General features: G+C 64.7%; 19 protein-coding genes. 13 read left to right on the top strand and 6 right to left on the bottom strand.

Translation table 11 applies throughout. From position 1 onward, the window contains the following. Positions 1 to 412: 412 nt before the first annotated feature. Complete coding sequence (locus tag CG471_RS24625) at positions 413 to 3,040, top strand: TonB-dependent receptor (protein ID WP_099234101.1); 2,628 nt, start codon at positions 413 to 415, stop codon at positions 3,038 to 3,040. 50 nt (positions 3,041 to 3,090) lie between these two features. Further along, positions 3,091 to 3,363 carry a hypothetical protein gene (locus tag CG471_RS24620; protein WP_037491694.1) on the top strand — a complete coding sequence of 91 codons (273 nt, stop codon included), beginning with the start codon at positions 3,091 to 3,093 and terminating at the stop codon, positions 3,361 to 3,363. A gap of 4 nt (positions 3,364 to 3,367) precedes the next feature. On the opposite strand, the gene CG471_RS24615 is transcribed toward CG471_RS24620, so the two are convergent. The 3 genes from CG471_RS24615 to ubiG all read right to left on the bottom strand — a co-directional run bounded on the left by CG471_RS24615 (position 3,368) and on the right by ubiG (position 5,759). After that, entirely contained in the window at positions 3,368 to 3,961 is a 594-nt protein-coding gene (locus CG471_RS24615; protein WP_099234100.1) for a YdeI/OmpD-associated family protein, read from the bottom strand. 144 nt (positions 3,962 to 4,105) lie between these two features. Next, on the bottom strand, positions 4,106 to 4,639 hold the full coding sequence (locus tag CG471_RS24610; RefSeq protein ID WP_017501367.1) for an energy transducer TonB: 534 nt from the start codon (positions 4,637 to 4,639) through the stop codon (positions 4,106 to 4,108). Between the two features lie 385 nt (positions 4,640 to 5,024). Further along, entirely contained in the window at positions 5,025 to 5,759 is a 735-nt protein-coding gene (ubiG, locus tag CG471_RS24605) for a bifunctional 2-polyprenyl-6-hydroxyphenol methylase/3-demethylubiquinol 3-O-methyltransferase UbiG (protein ID WP_099234099.1), read from the bottom strand. Positions 5,760 to 6,008: 249 nt separating this feature from the next. Here ubiG and CG471_RS24600 point away from each other — a divergent pair, with 249 nt between their 5' ends. From CG471_RS24600 to CG471_RS24585, 4 genes are all read left to right on the top strand, one after another. After that, positions 6,009 to 7,274: an aspartate kinase gene (locus CG471_RS24600; protein ID WP_004208043.1), complete on the top strand. Its 1,266-nt coding sequence runs from the start codon at positions 6,009 to 6,011 to the stop codon at positions 7,272 to 7,274. Positions 7,275 to 7,555: 281 nt separating this feature from the next. Continuing rightward, positions 7,556 to 8,569 carry a nitronate monooxygenase family protein gene (locus CG471_RS24595; RefSeq protein WP_017501365.1) on the top strand — a complete coding sequence of 338 codons (1,014 nt, stop codon included), beginning with the start codon at positions 7,556 to 7,558 and terminating at the stop codon, positions 8,567 to 8,569. A gap of 85 nt (positions 8,570 to 8,654) precedes the next feature. Further along, the gene (locus CG471_RS24590) at positions 8,655 to 9,413 is read left to right on the top strand and encodes a hypothetical protein (RefSeq protein WP_099234098.1); all 759 of its coding nucleotides are present in this window, start codon (positions 8,655 to 8,657) and stop codon (positions 9,411 to 9,413) included. Between the two features lie 201 nt (positions 9,414 to 9,614). Beyond that, positions 9,615 to 10,535: a hypothetical protein gene (locus CG471_RS24585; RefSeq protein WP_099234097.1), complete on the top strand. Its 921-nt coding sequence runs from the start codon at positions 9,615 to 9,617 to the stop codon at positions 10,533 to 10,535. Positions 10,536 to 10,542: 7 nt separating this feature from the next. Here CG471_RS24585 and CG471_RS24580 read toward each other — a convergent pair whose 3' ends face one another. Beyond that, on the bottom strand, positions 10,543 to 10,980 hold the full coding sequence (locus tag CG471_RS24580; RefSeq protein ID WP_099234096.1) for a helix-turn-helix domain-containing protein: 438 nt from the start codon (positions 10,978 to 10,980) through the stop codon (positions 10,543 to 10,545). A 101-nt stretch (positions 10,981 to 11,081) separates the two neighbouring features. On the opposite strand from CG471_RS24580, the gene CG471_RS24575 reads away from it, so the two are divergent. Both CG471_RS24575 and sugE read left to right on the top strand, forming a co-directional pair. Further along, complete coding sequence (locus CG471_RS24575; protein ID WP_099234095.1) at positions 11,082 to 11,822, top strand: SDR family oxidoreductase; 741 nt, start codon at positions 11,082 to 11,084, stop codon at positions 11,820 to 11,822. 128 nt (positions 11,823 to 11,950) lie between these two features. Beyond that, positions 11,951 to 12,271, top strand: a complete 321-nt coding sequence (gene sugE / locus CG471_RS24570) for a quaternary ammonium compound efflux SMR transporter SugE (protein WP_099234094.1) — start codon at positions 11,951 to 11,953, stop codon at positions 12,269 to 12,271. On the opposite strand, the gene CG471_RS24565 is transcribed toward sugE, so the two are convergent. Then, positions 12,243 to 12,938: a helix-turn-helix domain-containing protein gene (locus tag CG471_RS24565; protein WP_099234093.1), complete on the bottom strand. Its 696-nt coding sequence runs from the start codon at positions 12,936 to 12,938 to the stop codon at positions 12,243 to 12,245. The two genes, sugE and CG471_RS24565, sit on opposite strands and share 29 nt — an antisense overlap. 124 nt (positions 12,939 to 13,062) lie before the next feature. Here CG471_RS24565 and CG471_RS24560 point away from each other — a divergent pair, with 124 nt between their 5' ends. The 5 genes from CG471_RS24560 to CG471_RS24540 are packed head-to-tail and all read left to right on the top strand — an operon-like array spanning position 13,063 to position 15,690. Next, positions 13,063 to 13,509 (top strand): VOC family protein, encoded by a 447-nt coding sequence (locus CG471_RS24560; protein WP_004208034.1) that lies wholly within the window; start codon positions 13,063 to 13,065, stop codon positions 13,507 to 13,509. A gap of 30 nt (positions 13,510 to 13,539) precedes the next feature. Beyond that, the gene (locus CG471_RS24555; protein WP_010337556.1) at positions 13,540 to 13,902 is read left to right on the top strand and encodes a DUF1428 domain-containing protein; all 363 of its coding nucleotides are present in this window, start codon (positions 13,540 to 13,542) and stop codon (positions 13,900 to 13,902) included. Positions 13,903 to 13,934: 32 nt separating this feature from the next. After that, positions 13,935 to 14,735 (top strand): VOC family protein, encoded by an 801-nt coding sequence (locus CG471_RS24550; protein WP_099234092.1) that lies wholly within the window; start codon positions 13,935 to 13,937, stop codon positions 14,733 to 14,735. Continuing rightward, entirely contained in the window at positions 14,735 to 15,226 is a 492-nt protein-coding gene (locus CG471_RS24545; RefSeq protein ID WP_099234091.1) for a VOC family protein, read from the top strand. The genes CG471_RS24550 and CG471_RS24545 overlap by 1 nt, the downstream gene beginning before the upstream one ends. Then, positions 15,223 to 15,690: an SRPBCC domain-containing protein gene (locus tag CG471_RS24540; RefSeq protein WP_099234090.1), complete on the top strand. Its 468-nt coding sequence runs from the start codon at positions 15,223 to 15,225 to the stop codon at positions 15,688 to 15,690. Before CG471_RS24545 ends, CG471_RS24540 begins: the two co-directional genes overlap by 4 nt. Here the strand turns inward: CG471_RS24540 and CG471_RS24535 are convergent. Further along, entirely contained in the window at positions 15,653 to 16,612 is a 960-nt protein-coding gene (locus CG471_RS24535; RefSeq protein ID WP_099234089.1) for a hypothetical protein, read from the bottom strand. The two genes, CG471_RS24540 and CG471_RS24535, sit on opposite strands and share 38 nt — an antisense overlap. Positions 16,613 to 17,343 lie beyond the last annotated feature (731 nt).

Below are 17,343 nucleotides of genomic sequence, written 5' to 3'. Positions count from 1 at the left end.
TATGTCGGCTGCAGGCGGGCGTCGAGTCAGCTTGTCGTAAAAGTTTCAAAAAGTAGCCGAACAGCCGCTTGACAGGGCGTGTCCGATCGGCAGTATCGAATTTAGGACAGTTGTTCTGATTGCTGCAAAAGCGAACTGTCCGGGGATTATAAAACAGATAAACAGCGTGGCCAGCGTCTGGCGGCGATCCTGAAAGAGTCTCTCTTTCGGGCGGGGCATCCTTCGCCCTGTCGGCCGCCTGTGCGCGAGGCCATGCGAACGCGTCAGGGAAGGAGACCCGGAGCACCGGGCGAATTTCGCAGGAGAGGACGAGTCGCAACGCGTATCAGGGGGTATTCGTATGGCCATTCGTCTCCGCTCGCGAAGAGTGCGCACGTTCTGCGCGCTGGGCACGAGCACGTTCCTCACACCGATGATCCTGTCCGCGCCGGCACTGGCGCAGGCCCCGGCGGCGGATGCCGCCGCCGCCGATGCGGCCGCCGCCGAGGCCGAACAGGGGCTGGGCGAGATCGTCGTCACCGCGACGCGCAGCGCGCAGAGCATCCAGAAGGTGCCGATTTCGATGCAGGCGCTGGGCGCGGAGAAATTGCAGGAACGACAGGTGAAGGGCCTGAGCGATTTCGCCGCCCTGCTGCCGTCGGTCTCGTTCGAGGGCATCGGCCCGGGCCGCAATACCGCCTTCTTCCGCGGCATCGTGCCGGCCGGCGGCGCCTATGCCTCGGTCGGCTATTATCTCGACGACATGCCGATCACCGGCACCGAAGTGCCCGATATCCATGCCTATGACCTGGAGCGGGTCGAGGCGCTGTCGGGGCCGCAGGGCACGCTCTATGGCGCGGGCTCGCTGGCCGGCACCATCCGCCTCATCACCAACAAGCCCAAGCTCGACAAGTTCGAGTTCGGCTATGACGTGGAAGCCAATAAATATGGCAAGGGCGATTTCGGCGGCCAGCTGGAATCCTACATCAACGTGCCGCTGGCGCCGACGCTGGCGGTGCGCGCCATGGGCTATTATCGCCGCGACGGCGGCTATATCGACAATACGCCCAACAACGGCACGTTCAACGATGGCAGTTCGTCGACCCTGACGCTGGGCGACAACAACCCCAACACATCCTACACGCTCGACAATAGCGACATCGCCAAGGATGATTACAACACCATCCGCGAATTTGGCGGCCGCTTCCAGCTGCTGTGGCAGCCGACCGAGGGCTGGGACATCACGCCCGAGATCACGGCCCAGAAGCAGGTGGCGCGCGGCTATTTCGGCTATGATCCGCGGGTCGGCGACCTGGAAGTCCATGACTATGACCAGACCAAGAATAACGATCGCTGGTATCAGGCGGCGCTGTCGATCCACGGCCATATCGGCGACTGGGACATCGTCTCGGCCACCGGCTATTTCAAGCGTCGCACCCGCACGCTGAACGACTATACCTATTACACGGTCACCTATGACGGCTTCGGGCCGGGCTATGAAAGCTATCTGCAATTCTTCGACAATTGCACCGGCTCCGGCGCCAGCCAGCAGTGCCAGATGATCAACCCGACCCAATATTATCATGCCGACACGCACCGCAACAAATTCACCCAGGAATTGCGGATCTCGACGCCCAAGGACTGGCCGTTCGACGTGACCGTCGGTGGCTTCTACCAGCGGCAGAAGAATGAGCTGAACACCAGCTATGCGATCCGCGGACTGGATACGATCACCGGTTATACCGCGACCGGCGGCGGCGATGTGGCGGGGGGGCTGATCGGCGTGCCGGCCATGTATGGCATCGCCTATGACGATGACGGCAATCCCTATTTCGATACCAGCGACGTCATCAACGCCAACGGCAATCCGCTGGGCACGATGATCCTGGGCACCCAGGCGGTGAAGGGCGACGCCTTCTATTATGTCGAGCAGGACCAGCTCTATCATGACAAGGCGGTCTTTGCCGAAGGCCATTACAACATCACGCCGACGCTGAAGCTGACCGGCGGCATCCGCTATTTCTGGACCGACTACAAGGTTCGGGGCTTTGCCGGCGTGGCCGGATCGGCCGCAGGCGTGGGCTGCACCACGCCGCTGCCCGATGACGAGCGGCTGACCTGCGTCAACACCAACCCCAATGCGGCGGACGGCACCGGCCGCTACAAGGAAGATGGCGAGACCCACAAGGTCGCGCTCGACTGGCAGTTCCAGCCCGACAAGATGGTCTATTTCAACTATTCGACCGGCTTCCGCCCCGGCGGGTTCAACCGGCCGCTGCGCATCCGCAGCCTGGGCAAGATCGTCAATGTCGCGCCGTTCAAGTCGGAAACGCTGACCAATTTCGAGGTCGGCGTGAAGACGACCTGGAACAATATCTTCCGCTTCAACGCCGCCGTCTATTATGAGAAGTGGAACAATATCCAATATGGCGTGGTCGTGTCGGGCGCACAGGGCGCGGGCATGACCGGCAATGCCGGCAAGGCCGAGGTCAAGGGCATCGAATATGATGCGGACCTGCGGCTGGGCAAGGTGACGATCTCCACCTCCGGCGCGTTCAACGATGCCAAGCTGAAGGGCGATTTCTGCAACTTCGCGCTCAATACCGAGACCGAGTCGATCGCGCAGCTGAGCAGCTGTACGCTGGGCGAGTTCGTCGAAGGATCGAGCCCGCCGACGCCGCAGGTCGCGGCCGCCAACGGCACCCGCCTGCCGCGCCAGCCGCGCTTCAAGGGCACAACATCGATCCGCTATGACACCGACCTGGGCGACTATGCCGCCTATGTCCAGGGCGCGGCGCTCTATCAGACCGGTGCGACGCAGGATCTGAACGTCGAGAGCAACGAGCTGCTGGGCAATACCAAGGGCTTTGTCAGCTTCGATTTTTCGGGCGGGATCAAGAAGGATAATTGGAGCGTCACCCTGTTCCTGCAGAACGCCTTCGACAAGCGTGGGCAGCTGACGCGCAACACCTTCTGCTCGATCGACTTCTGCGCCAACAGCTCGCGCACCTTCACGATCAAGCCGCAATTCTTCGGCATAAGGTTCGGCCAAAAATTCTAAACAGGTCGCCGAACAATATGGCCATGCCCCGCACGATATGCGCGCGGGGCATGGCCATTTTCATCGGGGTGGCGGGCATGTTGCTCGCCATGCCGGTGGCGCCGCGCGCGCAGGAGGATCATTCCGGCCTGACCCGCGCAGCCTATCGCGCCCGATGCCTGATGTGCCACAGCCGCGCCGCGCCGGAGGGTGTTTCACCGGAGATATTGGCAGGGCTGCATCCCGAACCGGGGCTGAAGCCGGCGGCCGCGATGCCGGGCGTCAGTTGCTGGCGGCGCTGCACCAATTGCTGGCCCGCAGAGCCGCGAGAGGGGCGAAAGTAGATCCCTATTTCTGCTCATATTTCCAGTTGCGGCCCTTGCCCTCGCCGATCCAGTCGACGGCCTGGGCGATGCGCTTGTCGCGGGTGGCGTCGGTCCTGGCCTCATTGATCCATTCGCAATAGTCGCGGATCTTGCCGGGCGGGAAGGCGGCCCAGATCGCCTCTGCTGCCGGGTTGGCGGCGATGGCGGCCGCGAGGGCGGAATGGACGGGCAAAGGCGGTTTGGGTGTCTTGGGGCCGGTGCGTGGGCGATCGCCGGCTTCGATCAGGGCCATGGCCTGGGCGATCAGGCCGGCGATCGCCGCGTCGGAGGGGAGGTCGGCAAGGGCGGTGAGGCGGCCGAACTGGCCCATGGCGTCGTCGCTGGCATCTTCCCTGCCAACCTTGTCATGCCAGAAGCCGAAGGCGGCATGGCCCTTGAAGGCGGCCATGTTGGCGAGATTCTGGTCCTTGTAGGTGAAGAAGGGCATGCCCCATTTGACCGCTTCGCCGATGTCGGGCGAGGCGGCGTGCATCAGCGCGCGGATATGGTCGAGAATGGGACGGGCGAAGTCCGCCTGGGCGGCGATATAGGCGTCGATCCGCGGATCCATGGCCATAGGATGATCCCCCTCGCTGTGCCGCGGGCTCAAGCGGCTGTCCCGATCGGCCGGTGATGCCATCAGCCGATGGATAGTGCAACGCACGGGGCGCAGCGAGGGGGACTGCGGGCGCGCCCCTTTCACGCGCCCGCAGAGCCTGGCTCAGTTGGCGGCGCGCGGAGTGTCCGGCGTGTCGAGCAGGGCGATGGCCATGGCCGGGCCACCCGCGCGGCGGGCGAAGCGGGCATTATTGTCGAGCGCCTGCCGCCGGAGATCGCGGATCTGCCGGTTGTAGCTGGCCTGGGTCGTGGCGAAGAGGATGGTCGCGACATAATTCTGCCCGGCGCCGATGCCGGCGGGCAGCGGATGCAGGGTCGGGATGCTCTGGATGGCACGCATCGCCGCCTTGTCGAGTTGGCGCGAGCCGGATGAGTTGAGCAGGGCGATGCCGGCGGGCGCGCCGCTGTCGCTGCAGGCGAACTTGACCTGGACGATGCCTTCCTCCGGCCCGGACAGGATGGTGGGATAGCGCAGCCGGTTGGAGAGGATGTTGCCGGTGCGTTCGACCCAGCGGTCGAGCGTGGGCGGGGCGGTGGTGGGCGCCGTCACGTCGATCGAGGGGGCGGATGATTGGGCGCGGGACGCCGCCGGCAGCAGCAGCGGCACGGCAAGGCAGAGGCAGAAAAGCAGTTTCATGTTTCGATCTCCTGAGAGCGGATGATCGGCCGGGGGCGGGAAGGACGTCGTTGGTCGGCCCGCATGCGGTCGAAGGTGCAGACGGCGACCCGGCAATGTCTGCACCCCGCATTTTTATCAGGTGAAAGATGAAATGACAATTTCGCAAATGAATTTGCCATTTAGATGCTTAAGATGTTTGGGAATTAAAATTTAGTTGCAAATGCTTTTTGTGAGAACAGCGTTTCTTGAGTGGCCTCTCTGGCGCTGGATGACAGGGGAAGGGAAGAAGTCACGGAAAACCGCGCGCTATTCCGGTGCGTGGACCGGCATGGCGCAGCATGGCGGGGGCGCGCGTCGACCATGGCGGGACGGTCCACTTGAGGCTGGCGCGCCCGAGTCTTCGTCAGCCCTTGTGGCGCGCCGTCAGCAGATAGTTGATCGCTGTGTTGGCCGACAGGGTGAAGCCGCGCGCCGGATCGAAGGCGAGACCGCTGCTGTCGGTGACTTCCAGGCCCGCGTCTTCGAGCAGGGCGGTCAGTTCATCGGGGGTGATGAACTTGGCCCAGTCATGCGTGCCCTTGGGAATGCCGCCGATGCTTTCGCCGATGGTGATCATGGCGAGGCGCGACATCGGCGTGCGGTTGGGGGTGGAGAGGATCATCAGGCCATCGGGCGCGAGCTTGGCCGCGAGCGCGCGGACGAAGGCGGCGGGATCGGCGACATGTTCGATCACTTCCATCGAGGTGACGAGGTCATAGCCGGTATCGCTGACCTGCTCGACCGGGGTGGCGCGATAGTCGATGGCGAGGCCCTGTCCCTGCGCATGGGCGACAGCGACGGCGATATTTTCCGGCGCTGCGTCGAGGCCGGTGACGCTGGCGCCAAGGCGGGCGAGCGGTTCGGTGAGCAGGCCGGCGCCGCAGCCGACGTCGAGCGCGCGCTTGCCGCTGAGCGGGCGGAAGCCATGATCGTCGCCGTCCCAGTGCCGGTCGATCGCGGCGCGGATATAGGACAGGCGGACCGGATTCAGCTTGTGCAGCATCGCGCTCGACCCCTTGGGATCCCACCAGTCGGCGGCCATGGTGCCGAAATGGGCGGCTTCCTTCGGGTCGATCGTCGCGGTCGTCTCAGTCATCATGCACCTTGGGTCTTGCTGGGTGGCGAAGCACCCGTGCGGCGGTTCTAGCAGCGGGCGGCGGGAAGGCCAATGTGCCATGCTGTCATAGCTATGTCTTTGAAGGCGGGGCATGTAGATGCGCGGGCAGCGGCAAGGAGGGCGAGCGGATGGCGGGATTGCTTGCCATATCCGTCGCGGCTGCTAATAGGGCAGCCGTTTTGCCCCTTTGGGACATTTTGTTTCACAACTATAGACAGGTTTGGCACACAAATGGCGCGCATCGTGATGAAATTCGGCGGCACCTCCATGGCGGGGATGGAGCGAATTCGCAACGTGGCCGCGCGCGTCAAACATGTCGTCGATCAGGGCCATGAAGTGGCGGTCGTGGTGTCGGCCATGGCCGGCGAGACCGATCGGCTGGTGGGCTTCTGCAAGGAAGCCTCGGCGCTTTACGACCCGGCCGAATATGATGTCGTCGTGGCGGCGGGCGAGCAGGTCACCAGCGGCCTGCTGGCGATGACGCTCAAGGCGATCGGCGTGGACGCGCGCAGCTGGCTGGGCTGGCAATTGCCGATCCGCACGATCGAGGCCCATGCCAAGGCGCGCATCAGCACGATCGAGACCGATGCGCTGATCGCGGCGATGCAGTCCGGCCAGGTCGCCGTCATCCCCGGTTTCCAGGGCATGATGGACGATGGCCGGGTGTCGACGCTGGGCCGTGGCGGTTCGGACACGTCGGCGGTCGCGGTGGCCGCGGCGGTCAAGGCCGATCGCTGCGACATCTATACCGACGTCGACGGCGTCTACACCACCGACCCGCGCATCGTGGCGCGTGCCCGCAAGCTGGACCTCGTCACCTATGAGGAAATGCTGGAGCTGGCCTCGGTCGGCGCCAAGGTGCTGCAGACCCGATCGGTCGGCCTCGCCATGAAGGAAGGCGTGGTCGTGCAGGTGCTTTCCTCCTTCGATGATCCCACCCAGGACGACCTCCCCGGCACGCTGATCGTGAGCGACGAGGAACTGGAAGCCAAGCTCAAGGAAACCAAGATGGAACGTCAGCTCATCACCGGCATCGCCCATGACAAGAATGAGGCGAAGATCATCGTCACCCGCGTGCCCGACAAGCCGGGCGCGGTGGCCAGCATCTTCACCCCGCTGGCCGATGCGGCGATCAACGTCGACATGATCATCCAGAATGACAGCAAGGACAATGAGGAGACCGACGTCACCTTCACCGTCCCGCGCGCGGACCTCGCCCGCAGCGTCGACATCCTGGAAGCCAACAAGGACGCGATCGGCTTCCGCCGGATCATCACCGACACCGAAGTCGCCAAGATCAGCGTCGTGGGCGTGGGCATGCGCAGCCATGCCGGCGTCGCCGCCACCATGTTCAAGACGCTGGCCGAACGCGGCATCAACATCGAGGCGATCTCCACCAGCGAGATCAAGGTTTCGGTGCTGATCGACGAGGACGAGACCGAACTGGCGGTGCGCGTGCTGCATACCGCCTACGGCCTCGACGCCCCGGCGGCTTAATCGCTATTTGGCTGAGGCCGGCCTGCAAACGGTACCTTTCTGCGCTTCCGGTGCTCACGTGCTTTAAGCACGCTGCGTCGGGCCGAGGCACGTGACTCGGCCCGAGGTTCTCGAAAAGCACCATTTTCGGCTCGGCCTGAGCCAAATATCGATCAAGCCGAGTTGCTCTTTACTTTCGGTGTTATCCCCGCAAAGGCGGATTACAGAAAGTCAGGTGACTCTCTTTACCATCCCCGGACATCGCGTTCGGGGATGCTTTTTGATTCTTGAAGGCTGAACTTATGACCACTGCCAAACTCGCTTCCCTGATGGCCCGCGGCACCGAATTTCTCGGCTGCGAGAGCGCGATCCTGTGCGGGGCGATGAGCTGGGTCAGCGAGCGGCATCTGGTGTCGGCGATCTCGAATGCCGGCGGTTTCGGCGTGATCGCCTGTGGCGCGATGTCGCCCGAACTGCTGGACGCGGAAATCGCGGCGACCAGGGCGCTGACCGACAAGCCGTTCGGCGTGAACCTGATCACCATGCATCCGCAGCTGTTCGACCTGATCGCGGTGTGCGCCAAGCATGAGGTGAGCCATGTCGTTCTTGCCGGTGGCCTGCCGCCCAAGGGCAGCATCGAGGCGATCAAGGCCAATGGCGCCAAGCTGATCTGTTTCGCGCCCGCACTGGCGCTGGCGAAGAAGCTGGTGCGATCGGGCGTCGACGCGCTGGTGGTCGAGGGCATGGAAGCGGGCGGCCATATCGGTCCGGTCGCGACCAGCGTGCTGGCGCAGGAAATCCTGCCCGAAATGGCGCAGCAGGTTCCGGTGTTCGTGGCTGGCGGCATCGGCCGGGGCGAGGCGATCGCCGCCTATCTGGAAATGGGCGCGGCTGGCGTGCAACTGGGCACGCGCTTTGCCTGCGCGAGCGAGAGCATCGCCCATCCTGCGTTCAAGAAGGCGTTTTTCCGCGCGTCTGCGCGCGATGCGATTGCCAGCGTGCAGATCGATCCGCGCCTGCCGGTCATCCCGGTGCGCGCGCTCAAGAATGCCGGCACCGAAGCCTTCACCGCGAAGCAGCGCGAAGTCGCCAACCTGCTGGACAGCGGCGCGGTCGACATGGGCGAGGCGCAGTTGCAGATCGAGCATTATTGGGCCGGCGCGCTGCGCAAGGCGGTGATCGACGGCGATGTCGAGGGCGGGTCGCTGATGGCGGGCCAGTCGGTCGGCATGGTGACCAAGGAAGAGCCGGTCGCCGACATCATCGCCGAACTGATGGCGCAGGCCGCCACGGCGCTGGAACGCCGCGCGGCCTGATCCCTGCTGCCTGGAAAACAGGCTTTATCGGCTTTTAACCAATATCGGGCATGGTTTCCGGCATCAGATTTGCCGGAGACCGTCCATGCGTGCCTCGATCCGTCACCTGCTCTTGTGCCTGCTGGGCGGGATCGCGCTGCTGTCGGGCTGCGCGGGACAGCGGGAGGTGGCGGTTGCGCCGCCGCCTACGCCCGTGCGGGCACAGCCCGTGCCCCAGCCGCTGCCGCCGATGGGCGCGACGGCCACCATGCAGATACCGCCGATCGGTGCCGATGGTCAGCGCGTCACGCCCAACCGCGACCTGAGCGGGGCGGCGACGCTGTGGCATATGCGCATGGCGCTGAACGTGGCGGCCCTGTCCTGCCAGGGGAGCGGCGACGCGGCGCGGCTGCAATATAATGCGCTGCTGGCCCGGCACAGGGCGGCGCTGACGCGGGCCAATGCGCAGGTCGAGGGGGAATATAAGGCGCAGTTTGGTGGCGGCGCGATCGCGCAGCGCGAGCGGCTGAATACTATCGTCTATAATTTCTTTGCCCTGCCGCCGGCACAGGCGGGTTTCTGCGCGGAGGCGGTGCGGGTGGGGGCGGCCGTCAACAGCCTGCCCGCGGACCAGTTGCTCGCCTATGCGCCGACCGGCCTCGCTGCGCTGGAAAAGCCCTTCACCGACTTCTTCGATGCCTATGCCCGCTATCAGACCGACCTGGCGGCATGGCGTTCGGGGCGGACGCTGGCGATGGCGCCGGTGGTGCTGGAGGTCCGGCTGAGCCGGGCGGAGCTGATCGCGGATGATGGCGTGACGGTGCCGAAGGGGGCGATGCCGCGCCTGCTGGCGCGGGCCGACTGAGAAAAATCGGTTATTTCCGGCCTTTTTCGCGATGCTCGGCTTGCCGCATTGCAACCAATTGGGATAGCGGGCTTTTAACAGCAACCGGGCGGGGGTTCAGCGGTGAACCACAGGCGGGGCCGTCCCTGGCTGCGCGTTAAGCATATTTCCTCCGGTGGAAATGCCCGGCATGTTGGCCGGGCCAGATCGTCGGAGTAGTTGATGTTCCTGCCACGTTCCCTGTCTTCCCGTCTGTCGCTGCTTGCCCTGACGGCGCTGGCGGCCTGTGCGACGCCGGTGAAGCAAGTGCCGCCCACGCCGCCGCCGGCGGTGGTGCCCACGGTGATGCCGACCCCGCCGCGCAATTCCGCGCCCGACATGGTGCCGCCGGACAAGGACGAGGCCGGGAAGTTCATCACCCCCAATCGCGATTCCCAGGGCGACCAGGCGCTGTGGCATGTGCGCATGGGGCTGAACGTCGCGGCGCTGGGCTGTCCCGAGACCAATGGCCAGACGCGCATATTGTACAACCAGATGCTGACCGTGCATGGCGCGTCGCTGAAGCGCGCCAACGACACGCTGGAGGTCAGCTATCAGCAGCGTTACGGCAGCAGCGCGATCCGCATGCGCGAAGTGCTGAACACGCTGGTCTATAATTTCTTCGCCCTGCCGCCGGCGCAGAAGGCCTTCTGCCAGAAGGCGGTGGCGACGATGACGATCATCAACGGGCTGACGCCCGAGGCGCTGGCCGCCTATGCGCCCAAGGCGCTGGATGAGCTGGAACAGCCCTTCCGCGATTTCTGGGCGGAATATGAGGATTATCTGCGGCGGCTGGAGGAATGGCGCAAGCGCTTCGGCGCGACGGTGAAGCTGGTCGGCCCGGTCGGCGGCGATGATCTGAACGACCATGAGCCGCCGGCGCCGACCGCGCCCGCGCCGATGGGGCAGGTGCCGGCCACGCCGATGCAGCGGCCGTCGGACATGATCCTGCCCGATGCGCCGGCTTCCGCGCCCGCGCCTGCTGCGCCGGCCCCGGCTGTTCCGGGAACGCCGAGCGCGCCGCCGCCGGTGGTGCCGACCCAGCCGCAGGTGCAGGCGCCCAAATTGCCGTTGCAGCCGGTTCCCGCGCCGCCCGAAAGCTGATCGCCGGTCAGGCGTCGCGCGCGTCGAAGCGGGCGCGGGCGCCCTCGACCGTGGCGAGATTGCGTTCGGCCCAGACCCATACGCCGCAGAAGGCGGCGCTGAGGCTGTTGCCGAGCGGGGTTAGGGCATAGTCGACGCGCGGCGGCACGACCGGATGGACGGTGCGGGTGAGCAGCCCGTCGCGCTCCATCTGGCGCAGCGTCTGGGTCAGCATCTTCTGGCTGATCCCCTCGACCGCGCGGCCGACCTCGGTAAAGCGCAGCGTGCCGCGCTCCTCCAGCAATTCCAGGATCAGCATCGTCCATTTGTCAGCCACCCGTCCGATCAGTTCGTTGACGAGTCGCTCCACCCGTGGATCGAGTTCGGTCGGCGGATCATGGTCGAGATATTGCTCGGCGGCCGCTATTTCAGCGGTGGCGAAGCGGGATTCCAGAGGATTTACCATTTCTTACCTTTGGGTGCCTATGGCACTTTTCGGTGCCTTCTTTCCAAAAGAGAGTATAGGCCTAAATTAATGGGCAAGCCACCAAACTAAGGAGCTTTCCCATGAAAAATTCCGGCAACACCATCCTCATCACCGGCGGCGGTTCGGGCATCGGCGCGGCGCTGGCGCATGAATTCCACGCAGCGGGCAACCAGGTCATCATCGCCGGGCGGCGGCAGGCGGCGCTCGACGAGGTGGTCGCGGCCCATCCCGGCATGGCGTCGATGGTGATCGACATGGAAGATTCGGCGGCGATCGCGGCCTTCGCGGCAAAGCTGGTCGCGGACTTCCCGGCGCTCGACGCGGTGCTGCTGAATGCCGGCATCATGGTGGCGGAGGACCAGATCGACCTCGCCATCGCAGAGGCAACGGTCGCCACCAATTTGCTTGGCCCGATCCGGCTGACCCACGCATTGCTGCCGCATCTGCTGGCGCAGAAGAGCGCGACGATCCTGACCGTGTCGTCGGGCCTGGCCTTCGTCCCGCTGGCGGCGACGCCGACCTACAGCGCGACCAAGGCGGCGATCCATGGCTGGTCGCTGGCGATGCGCGAGCAGCTCAAGGACATGGGCGTCGACGTGGTGGAGATCGTGCCGCCGGGCGTGCAGACCGACCTGATGCCCGGCCATGCCGAAAATCCGCAGATGATGCCGCTGGCCGATTTCATCAGCGAGACGATGGGCCTGTTGCGGCAGGAGCCGACCCCGGCCGAGATCCATGTCGAGCGGGTCAAGTTCCTGAGCGAGGCGACCAAGCGCGGCGAGTTCGACCAGGTGTTCGGGATGCTGAACGGGGCGCATTGAGACCCGCAAAGCTTGCCTCCTGCATCGGGGAGGACTATCTGGGCTTCGTCAAGCGAGGCCACGTCCTCCCCCGCCATGCGGGTTTCAAGTCCGGGACGGCCCGGCGCCCCTTGTGAAGGAGCGCCATCATGGCCTGGATTGCCCTGTTTTTTGCCGGATTGCTGGAAATCGTCTGGGCCTTTGCGATGAAGCAGTCGCATGGCTTTACCCGGCTGGTGCCGAGCCTCATCACTTTGTGCGCGATGATCGCCAGTTTCGGCCTGTTGTCGCTGGCGATGCGCAGCCTGCCACTGGGCACCGCCTATATGATCTGGACCGGGATCGGCGCGCTGGGGGCCTTTGCCGTCGGCGTCGCCTTCCTGGGCGAGGCGATCAGCCCGGCACGGCTGGCGGCGGCGGCGCTGATCCTGTCGGGCCTGGTCATGATGAAGCTGGCGTCGCCGGGCTGACTGTCGAGGGTGCCTTGGGCGGCAGCGGGAAGAGGCGGACGAACCGCGCCGCCAGCGCCCGGTCGCCCTCCACCTGCAGGGCCGGCGCCATCGCGGCGAAGGACTGGCCGCCATAGACGATGGCGGCGAGCGCATTCTGGTCGCCGGTGAAGATCAGATCGGCGCCGGCCGCTTCGCCCCGGTCGATGGTGAAATCGCCATCATGGAGCGTGGCGCGAAATTCCTCCTCACCGAAACGGAAGCCGATCGTCGCATCCAGATCGCCGATCGCGGCGCGGTCGATCATCGTGCGCATCGACATCACCACCGACACCTGGCTCATCGGCATGCCCGGCTGCATCGTGGGCGATCGGCAGGCCCAGCGGCCCAGCACCATGAACAATATTTCCGACTCGCGGCCCCATTGGGTCAACTCGTAAATCTGGCTGGCGGCGGGCGGGGGCAGGCGGCGACGGACAAGGATGCTGGCCGCTTCCAGTTCCTCCAGCCGCTGGGTCAGCACATTGGCGCTGATTCCGGGCAGGCTGGCGCGCAGGTCGGTGAAGCGCTTGGGGCCGAGCAGCAATTCCCGCATGATCGGCATCGCCCAGCGATCGCCAATCAGATCGAGCGCATGGGCGGTGGCACAGCCATCCTGATAAGCGCGTTTGCGCGGGTTGGGACTCATTGGTTATCTTTTCTAACTTGTCTGTTGCATAATATAATCTTCGGGCGCACAAAGTTCAAGTCGGCGACTCAAGCCCGGAATTTTTCTGGGTGCGAGCCGCCATGAAAGCATGAGGAGAGAGACGATGGCCGATGCGCCCGCGCCGAAGATGATCTTCGTCAACCTGCCTGTCACCGATCTGCCCGCCGCGATCGCTTTCTATGAAGCGGTCGGCGCCGTGCGGAACAATGATTTCGCCGATGACAGCGCGCAGATGATCAGTTTTTCCGAGACGATCCACGCGATGCTGCTGACCCATGAACGGTTCGCCGGCTTTACCCCGCGCAAGATCCCCAATGCCCATGAAACCGCACAGGTGCTGCTGTGTTTGAGCGAGACGAGCCGGGACGCGGTGGACGCGACGGTGGACAGGGCGCTGGCGGCGGGCGGGACCGAGCCGAACCCCAAGCAGGATCATGGCTTCATGTATGGCCGCAATTTTGCCGATCTGGACGGCCATATCTGGGAAGTGATGTGGATGGATGTCGCCGCCGCGATGGCCGCGAACCAGGGAGAAACTGCCGACGCCTGATGTCGACGACCTTGCACAAGGAGAGAGACGATGAGCTATATGGACGGGTTCGTGATCCCGGTGCCCAAGGGCAACAAGGAACGCTACAAAGAGGTCGCCGCCTATGCCGCGCCGATCTTCATCGAATATGGCGCGCTGCGCGTGGTCGAATGCTGGGCCAACGACATCAAGCCCGGCAAGGTCAATGATTTCCGCACTGCCGTGATCGCCGAAGAGGATGAGGAAGTCGTCTTCTCCTGGATCGAATGGCCCGATAAGGCGACCCGCGATGCCGGCGCCGAAAAGGTGATGAAGGACGAGCGCATGCAGCCCAAGGAGGGCGAGGACATGCCCTTCATCGGCGCGCGGCTGATCTATGGCGGGTTCGAGGTGCTGGTCGACGCGACCGCCTGAGCTTTCCCCATATCGTTTTCGGGAGAAAGAGGATGACCGACTTTAGCGGCAAATTCTTCTGGTATGAACTGATGACCAGCGATCCCGCGGCGGCGCTGGCCTTTTATGGCGATGTCGTCGGCTGGACGGCAGAGCCGTTTGGCGGCGACCTGCCCGACGGCCCTTATCAGGTCATTTCCGGCAGCGCCGGGCCGCTGGGCGGGGTGATGGCGATCCCGGCCGAGGCGAAGGAGTGCGGCATGACGCCCTGGTGGGGCGGTTATGTCGGGTCGGCCGATGTCGACGCGGATGCGCAACGGCTGAGCGCGGCGGGCGGCAGCGTGAAGCGGCCGCCCGAGGATATTCCGGGCGTCGGCCGCTTTGCGGTGATGGCCGATCCGGGCGGCGCGGTGTTCATGCTGCTCAAGGGATCGAGCCCCGAGGGGATGGATGCGCCGCCGCCAATGGCGCCGGGCCATGTCGGCTGGCACGAGCTGTATGCCGGCGATTTCGACAACGACCTGGCCTTCTATACCGGGCAGCTCGGCTGGTCGAAGGGCGAGGCCATGGATATGGGCGAGATGGGCAGCTACCAGCTTGTCTCGCAGACCGGCTCGACGGACTTTGATGGCATGACCGGCGGCATCATGCCGGTGCCGCCGATGATGCCGGTGCCGCTATGGCTGTTCTACTTCACCGTCGGCGATATCGACGCGGCGGTCGCGCGGGTGACGGCGGGTGGCGGCACGGTGCTGCAGGGGCCGATGGAGGTGCCGGGTGGCGCCTGGATCATCCAGGCGACCGATCCGCAGGGCGCGATGTTCGCGCTGGTCGGCAGCAAGGGAGAGGGGTGATGGACAAGATTTCCCCCTGTCTGTGGTTCGACGGCCAGGCCGAGGAGGCGGCGCATTATTATGTGTCGGTCTTCGGCGGGTCGGTCGACCATGTGAGCTATTATCCCGAGGTCAATCCGTCGCCTTCGCCGCTGCCGGGCGGGAGCGTGCTGCTGGTCGAGTTCAGCCTGTTCGGGCAAAGCTATCAGGCGCTGAACGGCGGGCCGCAATTCACCTTCGACGAGGCGATATCGCTGTCGGTGGCATGCGCGGACCAGGCCGAGCTTGACGGCTATTTCGATCGCCTGACCGGTGATGGCGGCACGGCCGGGCCGTGCGGCTGGGTGACCGACAAATATGGCCTCTCCTGGCAGTTGGTGACGCGCCAGATCATGGACAATTATCATAGCGGCGACCGCGCCGGCATCGCCCGCATGATGCAGGCGATGATGGTGATGCAGAAGCTGGACAGCGGCGCGATGCACGCGGCGTTCCTGGGAGAGGCGGCATGAGCGGGGCGGAGCATGAGCTGTCGGTCACCTGCCTGATCGAGGCGCCGCGCGAGATTTGCTGGAAGGTGTGGACCGACCTGAAGGACGAATGGTTCTGTCCCAAGCCCTGGCGCGCCGAGGTGATCGAGGAGGATATGCGCCCCGGTGGCCGCAGCGCGGTGCAGATGTTCGGGCCGAATGGCGAGGAGACCGGGCCGATGGAGGGTATTTTCCTGGAGGTGGTGCCAGGTGAGCGGGTGGTGACAACCGATGCCTATGCCGCCGGCTGGATACCGCAGGTGCCGTTCATGACCGCGATCTGGGACTTTGCGGCGGAGGGCGATGGCACCCGCTTCACCGCGACCGCGCGCCACTGGGACGCGGAGGCGAAGGCGCGGCATGAGGAAATGGGCTTCCATCCCGGCTGGGACGAGATGATGGCCCAGTTCAAGGCGCTGTGCGAGACGTCGGCCGCGAGCGCCTGAGCGGATCGCCGGCGGGCTGGTCGGGCACCAATATTTCCGCCGGGTCCATTTTCGACATGGCGATGGCGGCGCGCATGAAGAGGAGGGCGGGGCGCAGCGATGTGTCGCCGCCTTCCTGCACCAGTTCCCGCAGCGCGCGGACGAAAAGGTCGGGCCAGCGTTCGATATCCACGCCCTGGCCACGCAGGATCAGCGCGGTGGCGCTCCAGTGGCGCTGGAGCAGGCCGATCATGTCGGCATAGTCACGGGAGTCGCCGACACAGGCATCGGTCATCTCGCGGAAGATCGGGCCGAGCAGCAGCGCCGGCTTGCCATCGCCCACGCCTGCCCAGAGCGAGCCGGGATATTCGGCGAGCAGGCCATTCAAGGCATCGCCGAAATAGCGCAGCCGCCCGTCATGGGTCGCGACCTCGATCAACGGGGCGGCGGTGCCCTCCTGCTCGGCGCGATGGCGCAGCAGCATCTGGCAGGCGAAACCGGCCAGGGCGCCCAGCGTCTCTTCGGCCGAACGGGTGCGCGGCGGACGGACCCGGTCGAGCAGGCGGCGGGCGAGCGCCTCGTCCGGATCGAGCAGGGCGGGCATGCCCCGTTGCGCGCGATCGACGCGGTGCAGGCCGCGCGTGGCGTGACGGACCCAGAGGAAGAAGGTGATGCTGAACAGCGCGAAGCTGGCCGCCATCGCGCCGAGCAGCGGCAGGGCGTAGGCGTTGCGCAGCGGCGGCAGGAACAGCGCGAACAGGCAGAATATCGGCAGCAGGGCGAGAGGCAGCAGGCGCGCGACGCCGCGACGCAGGCGCTGCGCTGTGGCCATGTCGGGGATGGCATATTGGCCGCCGATCAGGCCGAACGGCATGAACAGCGGGCGGCCGTCCGCGCCATGGCCAAAGGCGCTGTCGATGAAACTGGTCGTGAGGCGGCGCATGGCAAAGGTCCGGCAGGAAGGAATGCGGGCGCGCCGCGGCGGCAGCCTGACGGGGAAGCTGTTACCGGAATATGAGGGAATGGGTTGAAGGGAGTGTTTACCCTTCCGTGTGGCGTCGCGATTTCACCGGTGGCGTGAATCAGGCGCTGTTCTTTGGTTCTGGACCGCTGGAGCAAATTCGGATGGTCTGGAAGCGACCACTTTCTGCCGCTAATCGAAAACATCGCCTTACCCTTAAGCTGACATTGCGGTGCGCCGTCGCGGCGCGCATATTGCCGATATGAAAAAGCGTGATCTGCTCGCCGCGACCGTTATTTATATCCTTACAACCTTTATGGTTGTTGTAACCTCAGCGATGATAGCGGGTGATTGTTCAACAGCTTTGGCCGATGACGTGTATCGGTCCTGCTCAGCCAGAGCAGATGGTCGGTTGTTCTATGGGTTTGTAGCTTCATTGGGTTTTTATCCTGTATTCCTTGCGCTTTGTATTCGGCGCTCAAGGCGACCGCACCCCTGAAGCGGTTTTCGACCATTTTGTGCCGTTCATCGTAGAGTTGTCCTAGCCCGAAAGCTGACATCGTAACGGTATGCGACTAGAACGGGGTGAACCGCGCCGGGTTTGCCGGAGGCTCCAACTTCTGAGTAAGTGGAGCCGATATGAGCAAAGCGACGAACAAGTTTGCACCTGAGGTTCGCGCACGGGCGGTGCGCATGGTGCTGGATCACGAGGC

It is taken from the genome of Sphingobium sp. IP1 (assembly GCF_002708645.1).
Taxonomy (GTDB): Bacteria; Pseudomonadota; Alphaproteobacteria; order Sphingomonadales; family Sphingomonadaceae; genus Sphingobium; species Sphingobium yanoikuyae.
This window is presented reverse-complemented; position numbering and strand designations above follow the sequence as displayed.

Coding starts and splice junctions, on each gene's coding strand:
- CG471_RS24560 (WP_004208034.1), top strand. CDS start 13,063: ATGGCCGATGCGCCCGCGCCGAAGATGATCTTCGTCAACCTGCCTGTC.
- CG471_RS24535 (WP_099234089.1), bottom strand. CDS start 16,612: ATGCGCCGCCTCACGACCAGTTTCATCGACAGCGCCTTTGGCCATGGC.
- CG471_RS24625 (WP_099234101.1), top strand. CDS start 413: ATGATCCTGTCCGCGCCGGCACTGGCGCAGGCCCCGGCGGCGGATGCC.
- CG471_RS24545 (WP_099234091.1), top strand. CDS start 14,735: ATGGACAAGATTTCCCCCTGTCTGTGGTTCGACGGCCAGGCCGAGGAG.
- CG471_RS24540 (WP_099234090.1), top strand. CDS start 15,223: ATGAGCGGGGCGGAGCATGAGCTGTCGGTCACCTGCCTGATCGAGGCG.
- CG471_RS24585 (WP_099234097.1), top strand. CDS start 9,615: ATGTTCCTGCCACGTTCCCTGTCTTCCCGTCTGTCGCTGCTTGCCCTG.
- sugE (WP_099234094.1), top strand. CDS start 11,951: ATGGCCTGGATTGCCCTGTTTTTTGCCGGATTGCTGGAAATCGTCTGG.
- CG471_RS24555 (WP_010337556.1), top strand. CDS start 13,540: ATGAGCTATATGGACGGGTTCGTGATCCCGGTGCCCAAGGGCAACAAG.
- CG471_RS24620 (WP_037491694.1), top strand. CDS start 3,091: ATGGCCATTTTCATCGGGGTGGCGGGCATGTTGCTCGCCATGCCGGTG.
- ubiG (WP_099234099.1), bottom strand. CDS start 5,759: ATGATGACTGAGACGACCGCGACGATCGACCCGAAGGAAGCCGCCCAT.
- CG471_RS24610 (WP_017501367.1), bottom strand. CDS start 4,639: ATGAAACTGCTTTTCTGCCTCTGCCTTGCCGTGCCGCTGCTGCTGCCG.
- CG471_RS24550 (WP_099234092.1), top strand. CDS start 13,935: ATGACCGACTTTAGCGGCAAATTCTTCTGGTATGAACTGATGACCAGC.
- CG471_RS24580 (WP_099234096.1), bottom strand. CDS start 10,980: ATGGTAAATCCTCTGGAATCCCGCTTCGCCACCGCTGAAATAGCGGCC.
- CG471_RS24575 (WP_099234095.1), top strand. CDS start 11,082: ATGAAAAATTCCGGCAACACCATCCTCATCACCGGCGGCGGTTCGGGC.
- CG471_RS24595 (WP_017501365.1), top strand. CDS start 7,556: ATGACCACTGCCAAACTCGCTTCCCTGATGGCCCGCGGCACCGAATTT.
- CG471_RS24565 (WP_099234093.1), bottom strand. CDS start 12,938: ATGAGTCCCAACCCGCGCAAACGCGCTTATCAGGATGGCTGTGCCACC.
- CG471_RS24590 (WP_099234098.1), top strand. CDS start 8,655: ATGCGTGCCTCGATCCGTCACCTGCTCTTGTGCCTGCTGGGCGGGATC.
- CG471_RS24615 (WP_099234100.1), bottom strand. CDS start 3,961: ATGGCCATGGATCCGCGGATCGACGCCTATATCGCCGCCCAGGCGGAC.
- CG471_RS24600 (WP_004208043.1), top strand. CDS start 6,009: ATGGCGCGCATCGTGATGAAATTCGGCGGCACCTCCATGGCGGGGATG.